Origin of the sequence: Tissierella pigra (assembly GCF_009695605.1) — a bacterium.
Lineage (GTDB): Bacteria > Bacillota > Clostridia > Tissierellales > Tissierellaceae > Tissierella > Tissierella pigra.
Map to the genome: position 1 here is coordinate 1 of NZ_VUNQ01000036.1, position 20,555 is coordinate 20,555.

Annotated in this window: 19 protein-coding genes, 1 pseudogene and 1 CRISPR repeat array; all 20 genes and pseudogenes read right to left on the bottom strand. The window is 29.1% G+C overall.

Annotated elements, in window-relative coordinates:
* Positions 1-69 precede the first annotated feature (69 nt).
* A complete protein-coding gene (locus tag FYJ83_RS14055) occupies positions 70-282 on the bottom strand; it encodes a hypothetical protein (protein ID WP_154441529.1) in 213 nt (70 codons plus the stop codon).
* A 429-nt stretch (positions 283-711) separates the two neighbouring features.
* A CRISPR array of direct repeats spans positions 712-1,715; the repeat unit is 29 nt; unit sequence ATTTACATTCTAATATAGTTCTATTAAAT.
* Between the two features lie 312 nt (positions 1,716-2,027).
* Complete coding sequence (locus FYJ83_RS14060) at positions 2,028-2,489, bottom strand: GNAT family N-acetyltransferase (protein WP_154441531.1); 462 nt, start codon at positions 2,487-2,489, stop codon at positions 2,028-2,030.
* Positions 2,490-2,567: 78 nt separating this feature from the next.
* Positions 2,568-2,693 (bottom strand): hypothetical protein, encoded by a 126-nt coding sequence (locus FYJ83_RS20330; RefSeq protein WP_268233528.1) that lies wholly within the window; start codon positions 2,691-2,693, stop codon positions 2,568-2,570.
* 91 nt (positions 2,694-2,784) lie between these two features.
* A complete protein-coding gene (locus FYJ83_RS14065) occupies positions 2,785-3,087 on the bottom strand; it encodes an N-acetylmuramoyl-L-alanine amidase family protein (protein WP_154441533.1) in 303 nt (100 codons plus the stop codon).
* Positions 3,088-3,094: 7 nt separating this feature from the next.
* Positions 3,095-3,467: pseudogene (locus FYJ83_RS14070) on the bottom strand (phage holin family protein).
* Positions 3,468-3,540: 73 nt separating this feature from the next.
* Positions 3,541-3,870 carry a hypothetical protein gene (locus tag FYJ83_RS14075; RefSeq protein WP_195838010.1) on the bottom strand — a complete coding sequence of 110 codons (330 nt, stop codon included), beginning with the start codon at positions 3,868-3,870 and terminating at the stop codon, positions 3,541-3,543.
* Positions 3,871-4,197: 327 nt separating this feature from the next.
* Entirely contained in the window at positions 4,198-4,368 is a 171-nt protein-coding gene (locus FYJ83_RS19705; protein ID WP_195838011.1) for a hypothetical protein, read from the bottom strand.
* Positions 4,346-4,471, bottom strand: coding sequence for a hypothetical protein (locus tag FYJ83_RS20340; protein WP_268233529.1), 126 nt, complete (start codon positions 4,469-4,471; stop codon positions 4,346-4,348). Before FYJ83_RS20340 ends, FYJ83_RS19705 begins: the two co-directional genes overlap by 23 nt.
* Positions 4,472-4,835: 364 nt before the next feature.
* Entirely contained in the window at positions 4,836-6,236 is a 1,401-nt protein-coding gene (locus tag FYJ83_RS14080) for a S41 family peptidase (protein ID WP_154441537.1), read from the bottom strand.
* A 127-nt stretch (positions 6,237-6,363) separates the two neighbouring features.
* Entirely contained in the window at positions 6,364-6,672 is a 309-nt protein-coding gene (locus FYJ83_RS14085; RefSeq protein WP_154441539.1) for a hypothetical protein, read from the bottom strand.
* Between the two features lie 1,700 nt (positions 6,673-8,372).
* Positions 8,373-10,634 (bottom strand): S8 family serine peptidase, encoded by a 2,262-nt coding sequence (locus FYJ83_RS14090; protein ID WP_154441541.1) that lies wholly within the window; start codon positions 10,632-10,634, stop codon positions 8,373-8,375.
* A gap of 579 nt (positions 10,635-11,213) precedes the next feature.
* Complete coding sequence (locus FYJ83_RS14095; protein WP_154441543.1) at positions 11,214-11,684, bottom strand: HAD family hydrolase; 471 nt, start codon at positions 11,682-11,684, stop codon at positions 11,214-11,216.
* 20 nt (positions 11,685-11,704) lie between these two features.
* A complete protein-coding gene (locus FYJ83_RS14100; protein ID WP_154441545.1) occupies positions 11,705-12,448 on the bottom strand; it encodes a phosphate ABC transporter ATP-binding protein in 744 nt (247 codons plus the stop codon).
* Positions 12,449-13,282: a PstA family ABC transporter permease gene (locus FYJ83_RS14105; RefSeq protein ID WP_154441547.1), complete on the bottom strand. Its 834-nt coding sequence runs from the start codon at positions 13,280-13,282 to the stop codon at positions 12,449-12,451.
* Between the two features lie 12 nt (positions 13,283-13,294).
* Positions 13,295-14,155, bottom strand: a complete 861-nt coding sequence (gene pstC, locus FYJ83_RS14110; RefSeq protein WP_326828345.1) for a phosphate ABC transporter permease subunit PstC — start codon at positions 14,153-14,155, stop codon at positions 13,295-13,297.
* 40 nt (positions 14,156-14,195) lie between these two features.
* The gene (locus FYJ83_RS14115; protein WP_154441549.1) at positions 14,196-15,098 is read right to left on the bottom strand and encodes a phosphate ABC transporter substrate-binding protein; all 903 of its coding nucleotides are present in this window, start codon (positions 15,096-15,098) and stop codon (positions 14,196-14,198) included.
* Positions 15,099-15,510: 412 nt separating this feature from the next.
* Positions 15,511-16,281, bottom strand: coding sequence for an N-acetylmuramoyl-L-alanine amidase (locus tag FYJ83_RS14120; RefSeq protein WP_154441551.1), 771 nt, complete (start codon positions 16,279-16,281; stop codon positions 15,511-15,513).
* A 181-nt stretch (positions 16,282-16,462) separates the two neighbouring features.
* Complete coding sequence (locus FYJ83_RS14125) at positions 16,463-18,844, bottom strand: homocysteine S-methyltransferase family protein (RefSeq protein ID WP_154441553.1); 2,382 nt, start codon at positions 18,842-18,844, stop codon at positions 16,463-16,465.
* Positions 18,825-19,502 (bottom strand): methionine synthase, encoded by a 678-nt coding sequence (locus FYJ83_RS14130; protein WP_154441555.1) that lies wholly within the window; start codon positions 19,500-19,502, stop codon positions 18,825-18,827. The genes FYJ83_RS14125 and FYJ83_RS14130 overlap by 20 nt, the downstream gene beginning before the upstream one ends.
* 75 nt (positions 19,503-19,577) lie before the next feature.
* Positions 19,578-20,462, bottom strand: a complete 885-nt coding sequence (locus FYJ83_RS14135) for a methylenetetrahydrofolate reductase (protein ID WP_154441557.1) — start codon at positions 20,460-20,462, stop codon at positions 19,578-19,580.
* Positions 20,463-20,555: the final 93 nt, after the last annotated feature.

The following is a 20,555-nucleotide window of genomic DNA, read 5'->3' on the forward strand; positions in this document are numbered from 1 at the left end:
TCCAAAGTTCTCCTTTCATATTCACACCACCTATTATTTTTTATTCTTTAGGTAGTGTTCCCTCTTTGATTAAGAACTCTGTACTTTTTGATTACCTTTTATCTGTATTTTATCATTGTCCTTTACAGTATTCCTTATATAAAAGTGCTTAACTATTCCTCCCCTCATAAGTTTCCTTGCAGTACTATCTGCAATACCACCTAACATTTCCCTAAACTGTACTAGGTCTACAACATCAGGATAGTCCTTAAACATTTCTTTATAGTAATTCTTATCTTTCATTTCTAAGTCAGCCCCCTAAATTAACCTTGTCAGTAGTAGACGCTGGCTATGTAAATTCCATTTATATCTAATAGGAAGGGAAATCCCTCCATATCCTTCCTAATATCCCTCTAAAAGTACTTTTTCTTGCCAAATCATATATTTTTAATTAGCCCAATGATGGCAGTAAGAACACCCCACTCGCCCCTATAAACCCTGTATTTTATGCGTATTTTAAGGCTTCTAAGTTCCAGTCTGTTCCACTACATTCCAAAGGCTTCCAAACAACTTCAAAGACTCAAAATCCACCGGTGGCAACACCGTGCCGGTTCGAATCCGGCCACCGGCATTAGTTCTTCTCGCACAAACAGTAGAATATAAAAGAAAAGATAGGAATTAAATCCTATCTTTTTTTGTTTTTATAAACTTCTAACAATCAAAACACTTGCAATTTACATTCTAATATAGTTCTATTAAATAAGTCAATGGCTAAAAAATCCTCTCGTCTATTCAAGATTTACATTCTAATATAGTTCTATTAAATTTATTAGAGGAATATTTTAGAAGACACTCATTGAATATTTACATTCTAATATAGTTCTATTAAATTGAATGAACATATTCTATAACCTCAGTTAGTATTGAATTTACATTCTAATATAGTTCTATTAAATTGTTATTAAATACGTCCATACAGGATATATCTTCTATATTTACATTCTAATATAGTTCTATTAAATCCAACGTCATAAGGTTCAAAGTTAGTAACTGACTCATTTACATTCTAATATAGTTCTATTAAATGAGGTAGCTTGTCCAAGGAGGTTTATTTATTCAATATTTACATTCTAATATAGTTCTATTAAATCCTAAAAGTAGAGAAACTTTAAAACAAGCCAAAGCGATTTACATTCTAATATAGTTCTATTAAATGAATCTAGCCCAAGTTTAATCCAGTTAAGACCCAAATTTACATTCTAATATAGTTCTATTAAATAATATCACAAGTAGTAGACGCATGGGCAAAACAAATATTTACATTCTAATATAGTTCTATTAAATTTAGGTAAGTTATTAAAGAGGGGTTTTAATACTGGTCAATTTACATTCTAATATAGTTCTATTAAATAGAGTTATCGACAAATTAGTCGAAAACCCTAAAGGTATTTACATTCTAATATAGTTCTATTAAATGATACAGTATTTATAGATGAAGAAATAATCATGTGTATTTACATTCTAATATAGTTCTATTAAATTTAGCACATTCTTGTTTTCTATGCAGGTTTCTCTTAATTTACATTCTAATATAGTTCTATTAAATATAGTTAACGTTGTCTATGTTGGTATTTTCTGTTGTATTTACATTCTAATATAGTTCTATTAAATACTAATTTACATGATGATGTATTAATATATAACGGCATTTACATTCTAATATAGTTCTATTAAATGCGAATCTTTTGGTTGCCTGGTTTCACTAGGTTATATAGGTAGTTTTTGTCGACCTATCAATTTATTTGTAATATTATTTTATTTTACTGCTTGTTATTATATCTAAACCTATCATACACATCTATTTATAATGATTTGTCAATCTACTATAATATTTACACTATTATAGGTAGACAATATATATTCTAAAAAAATTAAACATTTTATCATGAACTATTACAAGTACTATATATCAAATAAGTTTAAAAATAAATTAATTTGTAATCCTATAAAAATATATTGCAAAAGAAATTTGCTATAAATTGTGCTTATTATCCCCAATTTTCTATTGTTGTGTTTATACATTTAAATCCGTTATTCAAATATAGCTGAATAGCTTCTTTATTCAAGTCTGCAACAAATAAAATAATTTCATCAGTTCCTGTTTCCTGTAGATGATTAATAGCAAAAAATAAAAGTTTCTTTCCATATCCTTTATTTTGATATTTAGGATTAACAAACAAATGATCTATTATATTCTCATGTGTTTCAACAGAACCTACCATTTCTTGATCTATAAACATAATAAAAACATTATGTCTCTTTTCGTTCATTTCCTCTTGTGTGTAAAATGAATCTGGGTTTAAGTTTGTAGCTATTCTTAAATTCCGAAAGCAGTCACAACTAATTCTTCGATAATCATTATAATATTCATTACTATAATTAACTACATCTATGTCTGAATTCACTTTTCCACCATAATATTTCATTTTATGTACAATAACTTCAGTCATTTTTGCCTCCTAAACTATGTAATGTATGTTTATTTTACCATTACCTATTTGTTTAATTACAAATTATCTATATTCTAATTATAGCATGGATTTCAATGAAGTGTATATATCAAAAGAATATTGCTTATTTATAAAAATTCTAATAAATCTTTCTAATGAAATAGATTCCTTAGGATTATTTCCATCAGTTAGACCTAAATCCATTTCCTACTCCATAGTATCTACTGCCCATGAGCTACAATCTAGCTCTTTAATTTTATTAATATGTTTCACTCCTAAGTAATTCAATATTCTCTTAGATGCTTGCTAAGTCTAATTCATCTTGCTTCTTTCTCAATATTTTAGAATCTTCTACATTAGTAATGAAAGCTAATTCTACTAAATCACTAGGCATATTACTTTGTCTTAATACTGCAAAATTGGCTGCTTTTATTCCTCTATCTTCTGTAGTCCTTGAATATATTACTTCTATGTTATGCCTTTTTAGTATTTCTCCTACTTTTAATGTTACTGATAATGCTATATCTTTTTCTCTTAATCCATTACCTAATGCCCCTGGATTTTTACCGCCATGACCTGCATCTAAAAATACATTCATTATTCTTTCACCTCTTTTTTATTTCCTTCCTTAATTGTATAAGTGCATATTTGAATTTTTCAGGAATAGGTATTCCCATTCTCCCTGCATTTTTTAATATGGATATTCTTTCTAATCCCCATAGAAAATATAACCATACTTCTTATAGTACCTTGAGTATTAAATACATTATCTAGGTTCACTGCTACTACTATGAGTATAGTTGCTTTTTTAAGTATTACTCTAAATGCTACCTCTGACGATAATTCTTTTTCCTTAAATCCACATATAACTCCTAGAACATAATCTAAGACCATAAATAAAAATAATGTTCTAAGAGCCATATCCCAACCTCCCAAAGATAATTTACTAGTGTGCCTAGTAATGCTATAATTCCTGATACTATTTTATCTGATTTCAATATCATCCCTACAAAATCTGTATTAAAAAAGAACCTACATTAAGTAAGTTCTCTTAATCACCTTCCAGTATATCCTCTATTATTTTTATTTCCTTTTCATTTAAGTAGATTGTGGGGATATTTTTGACAGAGTTAAGCATCTTCTCAATGAATAAAACCATTAATGTACATATAAAAACTATAATAAATACCACTATAAACATTTCTATATTATTTGTAATTTTAACATTACTTATTTTTCTAATTAATTCTTTGTTACCATTTTTACTTATTTCAATATTAATTTTTTGATTCATATTGTTAATTATCTCAAGAACATCATTTGAAAATGTAAATACTATTGATACAATACCTCCTATGATGCTACTGTTTACAATATCCATTCTAAGAAAATTGTTTTTAAGTTCGAATATACATCTCAATAAAGTTTCATCTCTATACTCTCCACCAGTGCTTTTCTTATAATATTGTATAGTTTCTTTTTTATCTCATCAAGACACCATATACCGTGAGCATTAGTATGTCTTACTCTTATTTCTTTAACATATTCTTCTATCTTTCTTTTAACAAAAATATATATATCTTATTTTCCATAATATTTCTCCTATATATTTTACATAGGTTATATCATAAATACTAAATAATCACAATCCTGGAAAGAACAATAAAGAAAGACTATTGCCTAGTCTATTGCCCTTTTGATCATTTAGTTATATAAATCTTAAATTCCTTCTGTATTCATTAATATATAATCTTCTACCGCTTGACCGATACTCAATGTTAGTTACATCATCTAATTGATACACTTCATTCGTCTTAGGATTAATACCTTCGTTTATTATTCTTTCTGCTACTATTCTAACTACTACTTGATTTATCATTATAAAATCCCCATACTTTTTCATCTTCTAATAATATTTGATTTTCAATTCTTTTATTATTTCTTCTTGAATTTTTTCTCTTTGCATTCCTCCGAATTAACATAAAATTTCTCCATCTTGATTGAATATTATTCTATTTCCTGCTTTCAAATCAAAACCCCACTGTTAAATTGAATTATCATCTTTATCTTTAACTATTTGTTTTGTATTATAAGTCACTATTTCAAAACCTTATAACTTTAAGACCTAGTGATTTATTAATTTCGATAGTAACCACGGGATTTTAAATTGTCATATAATGAAGTTTCCCACTTGTGCACAATCTTATCACATTTTTGCCACTTAACCATTGTTTCAAAGATAGAGATCTCTATATTATTCATCAATCTATTGGAGAAATTTATTATCAGAGTAAATCACCAATTTATGCATCAAACATTCAGTTTAGAATGTCCTACGTATTATCCTCAAAAGCTACCTTCTTCTATTAACTGTAAAACAGTCTCTAGTGCATCCATACCAAGGTTGTTAAAATGATGAGGGGTGGTCGGGAATTCATTTAAGGCATTACCATAATTATCAGTTAAATAGTCTATATCCCACCTTAATATAATCCCAGTATTAGGCAAGGTAAAATGGGCTCCATTTATAGCATATGCACCACCGACCTGTTCTCCCACAAGGGTAGCAAATCCCATTTCTTTTGCATGGTGAGCAAACAGTGCTGATGCAGAGTAGTTATTTTCATTTGTCAAAAGCCATACCTTTCCTTTAAAAGGCTGACCAGAAATATTCGGAAATCCCAATTGCCGTAGATGTTGCAATTCAATATTGCCAATACCGGCATTAAACTTAACACCATAATCTAAATCTTGTAAATCATCTTCACTAATATATGGTAGGTTGTTTGATTCCATAATCTCGTTTACACTAAGCAAATCATCGGTTTCAGGCATATAACGTGAATACTGTGATTCAATTTCAAGATAGTCTTTCGCTAAAGATTTCCCAAGCTTGCTTCCTCGGAAAAAAGCATACAAGGGCATATCAGGCATATTTTCCCTATACGCCAAAAGGGGTTTCATAATAATCATTCTCCAAAAATCCGTTGATCCTCCATAATTGTCTCTGATGTCAATAATTAAATGCTCATATTCATTTATATCACGATAAAATGTTTTCAAGGTAGTAGAAACAGCACTAGGGTCGAAATTGCTAAAGCTTGATATCTTTAAATAAGCTACCCTGTCTTCTTCAATAATTTCTGTTTCAACTATGTTATGAGATGGAACTGTAACTGGAAGCACATCCCGAAAAACAAATTGAAAAAGTGCTTCTTGATCTTCAAAAATAGTATTATAAAAGTCTTCCTGTTCTTGGTAAAATTTTTGTGACACATGATTAGTAAAAACATTGTAATTATTAGGTGTATACAGAAAACTAAAACGATTTGAAAAAGCTGGTTGATACATATTATATCTACTAAAATCCAGTACAAAGGTATGGGCAAACCGCATGAAATGTGAAAAAAATTCATGGTATATAATGCTCCAAAAAATATGTTCATCCAAGTCAGGCATATCCTCCAAGGAAATACCTAATTTATTTGCAGTAGTTTCAAGGGAATAAGGATAATTTTCTATTATAGTTCGTGTTTCCATCCCTAGGGCTCTTATATCCACACCTAATTTTCTTTCTACAACTCCAAAATACGGAAAGGTGTCTTCCATTGTTTGCATCATGTAATCAAAATCATTTAATAAGTCTTCTGTTGTTAGCTTTTCATCGGAATTTTCACATGCGGTAAAAATCAACATTAACATTAATATTATAGCTATCACTGTAACTTGACGAATCAATTTTTTCATTACCTTAACACCTCGCTATGTATAAAACTATATTCTACGCATTATACATGACATTTATCTCATGATTTTGTTTTTAAATCCAATCCAATAAGTGCGGAGTTACAATAATATAATATAGTATATTATATTAATTTCGCATAAAACTTTTTATAAAATTATATAATCCATATGGAACATATGCTATCCCCATAAGAGAACCAAAAAATCCAACTTTAAAAATAATCATTAATAATCCCGATATTTCAAGATTTTTTATAATATATTCAATAACCGTTAAAGTAATAGTAAATAATATTCCTTTTAATATCATAATTACACTTTGTTTTGTAGTATAAGTACATTCCATTCTTCTTACTACCTTTTCATACTCCTCATCTCGTAAGTTTTTATATTCAAATTGCCTAATTAGATGATCTGGAATAATCCACAAACGCAATCAAATACCCCCTTTCTTAATTAGTACACTCTCGAAAAATCTTAGACAACGGAGACGATTCTTTTTTAGCATTATAAAAAAATTGGCTATAGAAATTTTTAGCTAATTTAAAATTTTTCTCATCATATAGAAAATAGAGCAAATTAATGTCAGATTTCCTTTTGATTTAAATATATTTTTTCCATTGGAAAAAATAACCAAATACTGTATGTATCTTGCAATCCATACTTAACCAAATTCAGCCGAATATTTCTATAGTCTCCAATCAAAGTAGTTATCAAATTCGCAAATATTTTAAATTTCAAAACTTATCATATTCATTTACAAGAATAGTAGCTCATTGGTAATTTACTCCAAAGACTTCCACATTCATACAATCCCTCGTAACTATAAATTTTTATCTCATTTTAGAATTATGAAAACCACATAAATATTAACTTTTATCTATTGAAATAATTAATTTTCACCTATTTAAGTTATACTAGCATTGTTAATATAACTTAAATTTAAAAACAGAAGAGAAATCTATATCAGTTTCAGCTAAATAAGTCTTTATTCTATTCTTCTAATTTTGATAAGTTTTAATTAAAATCAATTCAAGTTATTGAAATCAACAATTTTTTTCTCTTAATATTTTCACCTATCAACATAATTAAATTTCCATCTAAAAAGAACTTTTTTCAAGAATCTATACTTTATGTTTTTATATTGAAAAATATTTAATATATATCAGTTTTTAGACTTAAAATAAATATTTATTTAAGATAAATAATCTCAAAACCCAAATTATTTATAATAAGATTTCGCATTAACAAGAGATTTAGTTTCGGCTTTATTAGAATTTACATGATTAAAGTAATCAGAAATAAATTATTGAATGTCCTTAATAGAATTTCTTATTTTATATTTATGGAAATAAGATTTTAGCTTATTCTATACATTTTCTTGTGGATTTAACATTGATGAATATGATAGAAGATTTAATATGAATAATATATCTTCATGCTGGTTGATAAACTCCTTAACAGCTAATATATTTAAAAAGAATTCATATACTTTAAGTAATGTAACAATGGAATTTAGAAATATTTAATTCTTCTAAAAACATTAATTTTATACATATATTAACATCAATCAATATCAGAATCAATATATTTAGTTCGACAAAATCGGCAATATATCGAATTTTATTGAATTGACTATTTGATTTTATTAGCTTTTAATCCAATTCACTTACACCAAAATTGAAGTTATTTTCAAAATTTATATGCTTAAAAATAAAAATGTTAACCATGCAAAAATTTAGTTAATATAATTTCAGATGTACATATTTTAATGAGAAAATAAAGCAAATATCCTTGTAAACAGGACAGAAAACTTCTAATTCATCAAAAGCTTTCTTTACGACCTTGTATATATGTAAATCTACAGTATATTTTCCATAGATTTTTTGGATTACCCTGCCTTGCGATAATCAGTATAAACATTATGTGTTTTTGAATAATTGATTAGATGGCATAAATTTTCTCCTATAGAAAAACTCAAAAATTCCTTATGGGAAAATTCCTTCCCAAAACCCTATAACATCGATCCAATTTATGTCAACAAATAAGACAATCATCAAAAATATCAATATATGCAAAATCACCTATCAGTATTGATAGGTGATTTTGTGTAAGACAAAACTCCAGTACCTCTGTCTACATATCAACTTTTGGTGGCTCAACGATTGGTAATTCAATAATCGGCTCTAATATTGGCTCAGTTATTTCATCTTCTACTATTGATTTATATTCACTACTTGGTACTAATCTAGCCATAACATTTATAATTTTTCCTGATGTGACTGTAAGATTACCTGAAACAGCACTGTGTTCATGTCCTGATATCCAAATGGTTTGTACTCCTTCTTGTACATTATTTAATATAAAATATCCATCATTATCTGTATATACATAAAGTGAAGTGCCATCAATATCTACTTTTGCATCTGAAATAACTTCTCCTGTATTATAATCTATTACTCTACCTGCTATTGTACCAGTTTGCACTGGTTCTGTATTTAGAACCATTGTACCATTGGCTGTTATTTCTTGATTCACATTTATAGTTATATTACCTGATATAGAATTATATCCTGTAGCTGTTACTGTTACTGTATAAGACCCAGCAGGTATATTTTCTATAGTGTAATAGCCAGTGCTGTTAGTTGTAGTATATAATAATGTATCATCTATTATTATACTTGCATCTGAAATAGCTTCTCCTTTACTATTGGTTATCCTACCTGTTAATATGCTGGTTTCTATTGGTTGTAATGATCGTAATCTTGATACACTTTCTACTGCTCTAAGTGCATTTACTAGACCATATCCGTATCCCATATTAGGTGATGTACGGTATGTGGTATCTGTTAAAGGCGTAGCAGTGTTTTTAATTACATTTTCTACTTGGATTACTGAAAGATTTGGATTTGCTTCTAATATCAATGCCGCCACTCCTGCAATATTGGGAGCTGCCATTGATGTACCGCTCCAACCACTTTCATATCCATTAATTACTGATGAACGTATATTTACTCCTGGAGCTGATATATCTGGTTTTGGTATATTACTATCATAAGGTGAAGGTCCTAGTTTAGAAAAACTTGCCCTTCTATTAGATGAATCTGTAGCTGCCACTGCAAAACTTTCTGGATATGATGATGGTAAGGATATTGATCCTGGCCATGGAGCTGGTTCTCCTCTAAGCTGATTTCCAGCAGCAAATACTGGAACAATTCCTGCCGCTCTCCATGATCTTACTACTCCTCTAAACCAGTCATTAATTCCAGTACCGCCACCCCATGAATTATTAATTATATCTGGTGCATTTGCAGCATTTCCACCTGGTTTAAGCATCCATTGTCCTGCTGATATTAATTGGTTTGCAGATCCTCCATTTGGGCCTAATCCTTTTGCAACTATAAATTTAGCTCCAGGTGCAACACCTATTGCGTTTCTACCTGATGGTTCTTGCCCTAATATAGTACCCATAACATGAGTACCATGTGGTGATTGTGAATCATCATATGGGGTTGTTCTTCCAGCATATGCATCATACCAGTTCCCATTATGATTTACTGCTCCAGTTGCTGGATTATACCCTCTATATTTATTTTTCAAGGCTGGGTGATTCCATGTTACTCCTGAATCAATCATACCTATTACAACACCTGTACCATTAATCCCATATGTGCTCCATACTTTATCAGCATTTACTATTTTTATATTCCATTCAATATCTGACGGTAATACAGCTTTAGGGGTAATATCACTTGCTATGGTTTCTTTCATTGCTTCTTCAATAACTTCAAGTTTACCCTCCTCAGCGTCAGTTTCTTGTACTATATCTGTTTCTTCTAATATCTCAATTACACCTTCTGGCTCTCTAGTATAATCATTCAGGTATACTTTTTCATTAAAATAAACTTTTTCTACATCATTCATAAGTGCTATTCTATTAACTACATCCTGCGTAGCTTTTATATATATCATATTGACTATATAATAGGACTCATATTCTTCTATATTACCATTTTTAGTTTCAGTTTCAATATATTGTAACAATCTATATTGTGTTCTTTCAGCAGTACTTTCTAACTCATCAATGACTGCTTCTCTAGTCAATAATTTCATTTCATCATTATCAATCCTTAAAGAATTTAACTGCAATCTTTCATCATTAGCTATTTTTTCTACATCGGCTTGTTCTCTTAATTTAACTAAAACTTCAACCTTATCTTCCCCAGAATCAAACCTATCAAATACTTCACTTGATACCTTATCCTTTAACAATTCCTGATTTCTTTGATTTGTATCTAGATTCTCAGCAAAGGATACAAATGAACTAAGCATCAAAAACATTGCTATCATCATGGATACAACAGATTTACTTTTTCTTGACTTAAAAAACGTTACCAAATTATATTCCCCCTAATTTTTAAGATTTTAATTAATAAATATCATAGAAGATTTAAGTTAATCAAATTACACCTCCTTTTATTATGATAACAATTCCCTCCTTTCTCTTTCTTTTCATAATCTGGTGGCTGAACTGTCATTGTATTTCATTTTAAATTTTAGGACTTTGCACCTCAACCTTCCAGAAGATTTGCTAATATTATTTACTCTATATTTATATGTCAGACTACTCTGAATGTTCACTGAAATATATTGTATCTTCTAAAATATATAGATATGTTAATTAAAATCCTGCAATAAGCTTAGTAACATTTTATTTTGAATAAATAATAATACCCTTCTCCTTTATATGGCAGATTCAAATATTAAATATTTTCTATAAAAATAAAGAACCCCTATGTACTAATGTTCCATTAAAAAAATAATTACAAGTTGACATGAAACAATTTATATAATGAAAAGAACCGCATTTCATTGCCTTTAACTCAACACAATGAAATGTGGTTCTTTTTTATAGATCAATATAATAATAAAACAGTTTTTAATAAATTGATAAAAATACAGAGTGATTTTTTCCTTCTAAGTCCTAAGTGTTGCCTTCACCATATTCTTATTAAGCAATATTTCTATTCCTTCCTCAATAGACCTAGTAACTATATCTGCCTTAGATAATAGTTTTCCACAAGCACCTTCTCCTTCTACTATTGCAATAGATAATATAGCCTCTTCAAACATTAAAATATCATTATATCCATTACCTAGACATATGGTCTTATGACCACCAAGACTTCTTACTATCTCTTTCTTTGATTTACCTGCATTTTCTTTTGGAAAAGTTATAACTTCAGCATCAATATAAACACATTCCTTTGCCACAGTTCCATAGGTATCAGCTGTTAAGATATGGACTTTCGCATATTTTGCTAATTCATTTATTAATTCCTTCACTCCATCAATTAACTTTCCATTCACTGCAATTGTACCATTATAATCAAATACAATATTTTCAACTGCTATATTATCTCTACCGGGTATTTCATATAATATCATTTGTATTCCTCCTACTAAATCTATCCATATATTCCATCTAGATATTCTTTTGTTCGTTTATCCTGTGGATTGTAGAATACTTCATTTGTATGTCCATATTCTATCAGCTCTCCATCTAAAACAAATGCAACATAATCTGATATTCTTTTTGCTTGAGATAAATTATGGGTTACTATTATTATGGTATATTCCTTAGAAAGCTCTAATAACATTTCTTCAATAATTGCAGTGTTCTTTATATCTAATGCAGAACAAGGCTCATCTAATAGCAATACTTCAGGCTCCACGGTTAAGGCTCTTGCTATGGAAAGCCTTTGTTGTTGTCCTCCCGATAATTTCATAGCTGACATGTTTAATTCATTACTTACTTCCTCAAAAAGTCCCACTTTTTTTAGATTGCTTTCTACTAAGTTTCTTAATTCTTGTTTATCTCGTACTCCATAATATATAGGTGCATATGTCATATTTTTATATATGGATAAGGGAAATGGTGTAGGTTTTTGAAATACCATACCTATCATTTTTCTTATTTCATCTTTATCATAAGCTTTAATATCCTTATCTTTGAAAAGAATTTCTCCATTATATTTTCCATCATATTCCTCTAACATTAAATTAAGTGTTGTAAGAAATGTAGATTTTCCACATCCTGATGGTCCTATAATTGCTGTAATCTTATTTTTAATAAAGGGCATTGACAAATTTTTTAATATTAACTTATTTCCATAACTTACATTTAAATTATTTACCTTTATTATTTCCATCTATCTATGCTCCTTTCTTCTGCCTATAATCAATGATAGAATATTTATTAATAGTAATATTATAATAAGTACTGCAGCAGTTCCATAAGCATTCTGAAGGGATATTCCCTCTCCTGTTAATATATAGAGATGAAATGGAAGAGCCATAACAGGTGAAAATATGGATTGGGGTATTGGTGCGAAAATCACAGCCCCTGTTAATATTATTGGTGCTGTAGCTCCCATGGCAAATCCTCCTGCTAGAAGAATTGCCGAAATAATATCAGCTTTGCATATTGGTAAGATTAATCTAATAATAGTATGAAATTTTGAAATTCCTAAGGCATAAGAAGAATTGATTATACTAGAATTAACTTCATTAAGTATCTTTTCTACTCTGACCTCAATATATGGAAATATCATAATCCCTAATGTTATGGCTGCTGTTAAAAGAGACCTATTAATTCTAAGATATAAAATCAATAAAGTATATCCAAACATTCCTAATACTATGGAAGGCACACCAGCCATACACTGTATTATTAAATGAATAATATCTCTTACTTTCCTAAAACTACAGTAGAATACTGTGTAAATAGCAGTTGAAATAGCTAATATTGATGCAAAAATACATGATAAAATCATCAATAATAAACTACCAATAATAGCAGGAAATATTCCACCTTCTACTCCTAATGGTATACCCTTGGGATTGCCAAAAATAAATTCTAAGTCTATAGCTCCAAAACCTTTCCTTAAAATATACCCCAAAACAAATACTATAATTGTGACAACTATTATGGTACTAGATATAATCCATAATTTAAATATTTTATCTTCAATTTTTTCTTTCATATATTTCAACCTTTATATTAATTTTCTTTTTATTATATATAAAATTATATTAATAATTAACAAAATCATCATAAGTATAAATCCTGAAGCATAAAGACCATGATAATGTAGGCTCCCAACCTCTGCCATTCCCATTTCCAGGGCAATTAAGGAAGGTATGGTTTGACATTTCCCTAACAACTTAGGCATTATAGGTGCATTACCTATTACCATCATTACAGCCATAGTCTCTCCCATACCCCTACCTAATGCTAGTACTATAGAGGCTAAAATACTCCTTTTACTATTAGGTAAAACTATCTTCCGAATCATATAACTTTTAGATACTCCTAAGGCATTTGAATATCCTGAATATTCAGCATATACCTTTTCCATAGATTCTTCACATGTGGAAATAATAAATGGCAGCATCATAATAGATAGAACTATTCCTCCTGCTAATACTGACTCACCTGTAGGAAATTCAAACTTTATCTCTAAAAATTTTACAAGTACTAACAAACCAATAAATCCATAAATCACAGATGGTATACCTGCTAATATATCTACTATACTTCTAATTACCCTTTTGACCTTTCCATCTGTATAACTAGATAAAACAATAGCATTCCCTATACCAATAGGTAATGCTATAATAATTCCTATAACTGATACATATATAGTACCTAATATTATAGGGAATATAGCCAATTTGTCAGCAGATCCTAATGGATTCCATTTCCTTCCAAAAATAAATTTAATTATATATACTTCTTTAAAAAATACAATACTTTCCTTTAAGATAAAAACTATAATAAAAGAGAGTATTAATACAGAAAATAAAGTTAGAAATCTTACTATTCCTTTAAAAATACTATTTTCTATTTTTTTCACCTAACCACCTCAAAAAATAGGGGCTTTATAGCCCCTAATTCTAATTTGCTGGTACAAACCCCATATTCTCAATCATTTGTGACCCTTCATCTGATAAAACGAAGTTCATAAATGCTTGCTGTTCTTGTGTTAACTCCCCTTTTTTTATTGCAATAAGAGGTCTTGATACCTTATATGATCCATTAACTATATTTTCTTCTGTTGGTTCTATTCCATCTACTTTCAAAGGTATAAGTTTCCCTTGATTTTGATTTACCATACCATATGAAGCATAACCAATAGCGTCTTTATTTTCAATAATTTTTGTAACTAAAGCACCCATTGATGGAGATTGAATTGCATCTTCTCTTACTTGTACATCTCCCATTATGCTTTTTTGAAATACTTCATGTGCTCCGCCACCTAAATCTCTAATAACGACTACAATTTCTTTATGCTCAAGGCTTTCATCTAAATCATTCCAATACTTATATTCTCCTGAGAATATTTTCATTATTTCTTCAGTACTTAAACTGTCCTTTAGTTTCACTAATGGATTTTCTGGATTTATGGAAATTGTTAAAGCATCTATACCTAAGACAAATTCCTTTATATCTCCTATCTTTTCTTTTTCTTCACCTTTTACTTCTCTAGCTAACATACCAAAATCACTAGTTCCTTCTATTACTGATTTAGCTCCAGCACCTGACCCACCTGCTGATACATATATAGATATATTTTCTTCTGGAAAACTAGAATCTACATTGTTCCATGTAGTATTTGACTCAATAAACTCTGTTGCTATAGCTGATATTACAGGTGCTAAAGTAGATGAACCGTTAAAGGTCATTTGTGCTTTAAATTTATTATCTTCTACTGTTGAACTAACTCCACTATCTCCACATCCAACTAAAGATACAAATAGCAGTATCGTAATCAATAAAAACGCAATTTTCTTCTTCATAATACCCTCCCATAATTGTTATATTAATAATTACCTTAATAAAGTTTATATCCCAAGAAGAGTATTGTCCAATTAATTCTATCTATGGAATAACCTACCACTATAGATAAATTTGATAACACCCTAACATTATAATCTTACTGGTTTACCATACTTCTTGCAAAATTATTCCATTCAAACATACCAATTCATCATAAACAAATGAAAAATCAAATTATTTCATTTATCTTTTTGTATTTAAAAGCATTTTCATTTGTTCTTTTAGTATTACAATTACCTTCATTAATTAGTATATTCTATGTTTTACAACAAAAGGCATAACTCCTACAACTATAGTTGTAGGAGTTATGCCTTTTGTTCTATTCTACTAAAACTTTTTCAGTGCCTTGGTTTTCCCTAGCCTTTGTTTTCATTAGGCTGTTACTATCATTGCCTCATATCCCTTAGATTTAAGTTCTTTTACTAAAGCCTCTGCATTGGCTCTAACACTAAATGCCCCTACTTGTACTTTATATAATCCTCCTACTGTAACTACTATTGGGCTATATCCTTTTCCTTTAAGTTCATTGGCAAGATTATCAGCATTTGCTCTTACTGAGAATGCTCCTACCTGTACTCTATAAAGGGTTGAACCAGAACCACCATCTTTATATGGGATTCCAAGATAATTTAATATTCCCTTAGATACTGCTACTGCTAATTCATCTTGTCTATTTTTTAATATATTAGCATCCTGTGCATTAGATATAAACCCTAACTCTACTAAAGCTGCTGGCATATTAGTTAGTCTTAGAACTGCAAAGTTTGCTGTCTTTGTTCCTCTATTTGCTGTATATACACCACTTGATATTATATTATTTTGTATAGATTTTGATAAGTTAGCACCTGTTGTACTTTCTGGATAACTATAAGTCTCAACTCCTTTTGCTGATGAATCAGTGAAAGAATTACAATGAACTGATACAAATACATTTGCACCAAAACTATTTGCTTTTGTAGCCCTATCTGCTAATTCTAAGAATACATCTGTAGTCCTAGAATACCCTACATTTACTCCATGATTTTTTAAGATATTACCTATCTTTAATGTTACTGATAATGCTATATCCTTTTCTCTCAATCCATTACCTAATGCCCCTGGATCATGTCCTCCATGCCCTGCATCTAAAAATACTTTTGCCATAAATAAAACCTCCTATTATTTTTTGTTTTTTAAAGATTACTTTAGTCGACTTTTTCACCTTTCAATATATAAATAGATTCTATAATGAAATGTTACTATGGTAATTTAAAAATCACATAAAAAAAGAAGCTTATAAAAGCTCCTTTTTATTATTAAATCATTTTTTATTATATCTTTAATTTTATCCTAATACTTTTCTCGCTATATTCACGGCCTCCCTTGCATCTTTAGCATAGAAATCTGCGTTTATCATATTGGCATAGTCATGATTTAATACAGCTCCTCCTACCATAACTACAAACTCTGGGTTTTCCTCCTTCAAGTCCTTAATAGTATCTTCCATATTTTTAACCGTTGTAGTCATTAAAGCACTTAGCCCTATTAATTTAACATCATTTTTTATTGCTTCTTTCACTATCTTTTCCTTAGGTACATCTTTTCCCAAATCTATAATTTCATAATTATAATTTTCCAATAAAACCTTCACTATGTTTTTGCCAATATCATGAATATCTCCTTTTACAGTAGCCAATATTATCTTCCCTTTGGAAATTTGTTCTTTTGAATCTATACTTAAATCTTCTTTTATGATTTCAAAAGAATTCTTTACAGTTTCTGCTGAACGTATTAATTGGGGAAGAAATATATCTCCATTTTCATATCTTTCTCCAATTAAATCTAGTGCAGGAATTATATATTCATTAACTATATTTAAAGGCTCTTTATAAGTAAGTAACCTTCTAGTTGCATCTTTAGCTTCCTCTTTTATTCCCTTCAAAATTATATTAAATAAATCCTCTTTAATATCCTGAGTGTCTTTTGAATTACTTTTGTCTTCTATACTTTCAAAGGAATTAATATATTCTTTTGCTCCCTTATCTTCATCCCACAGTACTCTGGATGATATTATAGTATCCATCATTTCTTTATTCATTGGATTTATTATGGCTAAATCCAAACCTGCATATATACTGGCTGCCAAAAATGTCTTATTTAGTAATTCACGGTTTGGAAGTCCAAAAGATACGTTAGATACACCTAATACAGTTTTTACCTTCAACCTGCCCTTTACCATCTCAATAGCTTTTAATGTTTCTTTAACTCCTTCTTGCTGTGCTGCAGCAGTTAATGTTAAACAATCTATATAAATATCCTCCTCAGATATATTATATTCCTTTGCTCTTTTTACAATTTTTTCTGCAATTTTAAATCTTTCAAGTGCAGTTGGTGGAATTCCTCTTTCATCTAATGTAAGACCTATTACAGAAGCACCATATTTTTTTACTATGGGAAGGATGCTATCTAGACTTTTATCTTCACCATTTACTGAATTCACTATTGCTTTTCCATTATATATTCTCAATCCTTTTTCAATGACTTTAGGATTAGTGGAATCAATTTGAAGAGGAATATTCAATACCCCCTGTATTTCTTTAATAACTTTAACCATAGTTTCCTCTTCATCTATTTCTGGCAATCCTACATTTACATCTAAAATATCTGAACCCGATTCCACTTGAACTATGGCTTCTTTTAATATATAATCTATATTCCCTTTAACTAAAGCATCTTTAAAAGCTTTTTTCCCTGTTGGGTTTATTCTTTCACCTATTACCTTTACTCCATTAATTATCACTGAATTTGTAGGAGTACATATACAGTTTATGGGACAATATTTTATTTCTTTTACTAAAACATTGTCTAATCCATTGACCAAACTCTTTATATGCTTATCTGTTGTTCCACAACATCCGCCTATTATTCGTACACCCTTTTCTACAAACCTTCTTCCATATAAAGCAAATTCTTCTGGAGAAATATTAAAAATTGTCTTTCCATTAACTATAGATGGTAATCCTGCATTCGCTTGAACCATAACTGGCACTTTAGAAATCTTTAATATTTCCTCTACTATAGGTTCTAATTCTTTAGGACCTAATGAACAATTAACTCCTAAAGCATCTACGCCTAATCCTTGTAACACCATAACCATAGACAAAATACTACATCCTGTAAATGTTCTTTTATCTTTTTCAAAGCTCATCGTACAAAATACTGGCAAATTTGAATTTTCTTTAGCAGCTAATATGGCAGCCTTTGCTTCATATAGATCTGTCATAGTTTCTATTAATATTAAGTCTACTCCGTTTTTTACACCTTGAATAATTTGATTCTTAAAAATATTATAAGCCTCTTCAAATTTCAATGTTCCCATAGGTTCTAATAGTTCTCCAATAGGTCCTATATCTAAAGCTATATATACATTCTTTGTTCCAATGGCTTTTTTTACATTTTTAACTGCCCCATGGATTATTTCCTCAACAGTATATCCGCTATTTTTAAGTTTCAATTCGTTAGCTCCGAAGGTATTGGTAGTTATAATTTTTGAACCTGATTCTATATATTTCTTATGTGTTTCAACTATTATTTCAGGTGATTCAATATTTAATTTCTCTGGTATCTCTCCTATCTTTAATCCTTTATCTTGTAAAATAGTACCCATAGCCCCATCAAATACTATAATTCCTTCCTCTAAATAATCTCTAACTCCCACAGCTAGCATCTCCCTTACTAAAATTACATATGCTATATTTATTACAATTTAAACAACTATTTTCTTCAACTTCTATATCTGTGCTTATTACTCCAGCTATTGCCGTAACTGATTTTCTAGGTATTAATATACTATTAGTTGAAGCCGTTAATCCTATTACTTTTTCAGCCCCTAATACTCCTAAAAATTCTTTTTGAATTTCTATTGGCAAATCTCCATAACCTGGACTATATCTTAATGTTAATTTTCTATTATCTTTAACAAGAACATTAGATATTTCTTTACATAATCTATCACATACCTCTTCAATAGCAACAGTAGCACAAGTATCCAATATTAAAGCCTTGGTCATATCTATCTTTTCATAATATCTTATTCTAGTATCCACATCATGACCTAAAGTCACAGCCATCAATATACAAATTTCAGACTTATTTAAATGTTTTTTTATATCATTTCCTCTTAATCTTAGATTACTATTATCTAATCTAATTTCTCCATTCCATCTTTGTATATGAAAAAAATTATAAATACTTTTTTCTTTCTTTAAACAATTTATTTCATATATAGACTCATCTATTAGTCTATCTGTTATACTATCTATTTCTTGATTTCCATGTCCTAAATATCTTAGAATTTCAGCTTTATTCTTTAAAGTATCAATCATAATAAATGACCTCTTTACATTATAAATTTAAAAACTTAATTAGTATATTATCTATTAGCCTTTAAGTATCTTATATTAAATTACACTTTTTCTATTGATTGAACTTAATATAAATTCTATATTCTTAGATATATTTTTGGCTATATAAGGATTATTCATAGTATATAGATGTATTCCATCTACTCCAAAAGAAGCTAAATCAACTATTTGTTCTAGAGCAAAAGCTATTCCAGCATCTCTTAGTGCAAGTTTATCATATTCATATTTGTTCATAATCCTAAGAAATTTATTTGGAAGTTTAGCACCACATAATGAAACTACTCTTTCAATTTGCTTTTTATTTATTACTGGCATAACACCTGCTTGTATTGGACCCTTAATTCCTTTTTGTTTTGCTTTATCTAGAAAATCATAAAAGTATGAATTATCAAAGAAAAGTTGCGAAATAAAATAATCAGCCCCAGCTTCTTCCTTTAATTTTAGCACCCTAATGTCTTTATCAACGTCCTTTTTACTCTCTATATGTCCTTCTGGATAACAAGCAGCAGCTATTCCTAAATTTCCACTTTCTTTTATATATTGTATAAGTTCTTGAGAATTATTAAACTCTCCTATTCCTATGTTACCAATATCGCCTCTAAGGGCTAATATATTATATATATCTTTATCTCTTAGTTCTCGAATTATGGAATCTATATACTCTTTACTTGAACCTATACAAGTTAAATGAGCTAAGGATTCAATTCCATATCTACTTTTAATAAAATGTGATAACTGACAAGTTCTATTATTATTAACACTTCCGCCTGCCCCGTATGTAACACTTATATAGTCTGGATTTAACACACTTAGTTCTTCTATGGTATCATATATAGTTTCCACTGGATAATCAGGCTTTGGGGGAAATATCTCAAAAGAAAAAACTAATTTTTTATCTTTAAATAATTGTTTTATTTTCATATTACCTCCTATATATCTTTAGAATATTTAATTATACATTATATATGTAAATTGCTTAATCTCTTTAGATTACAGCAATTTACATATAATTTG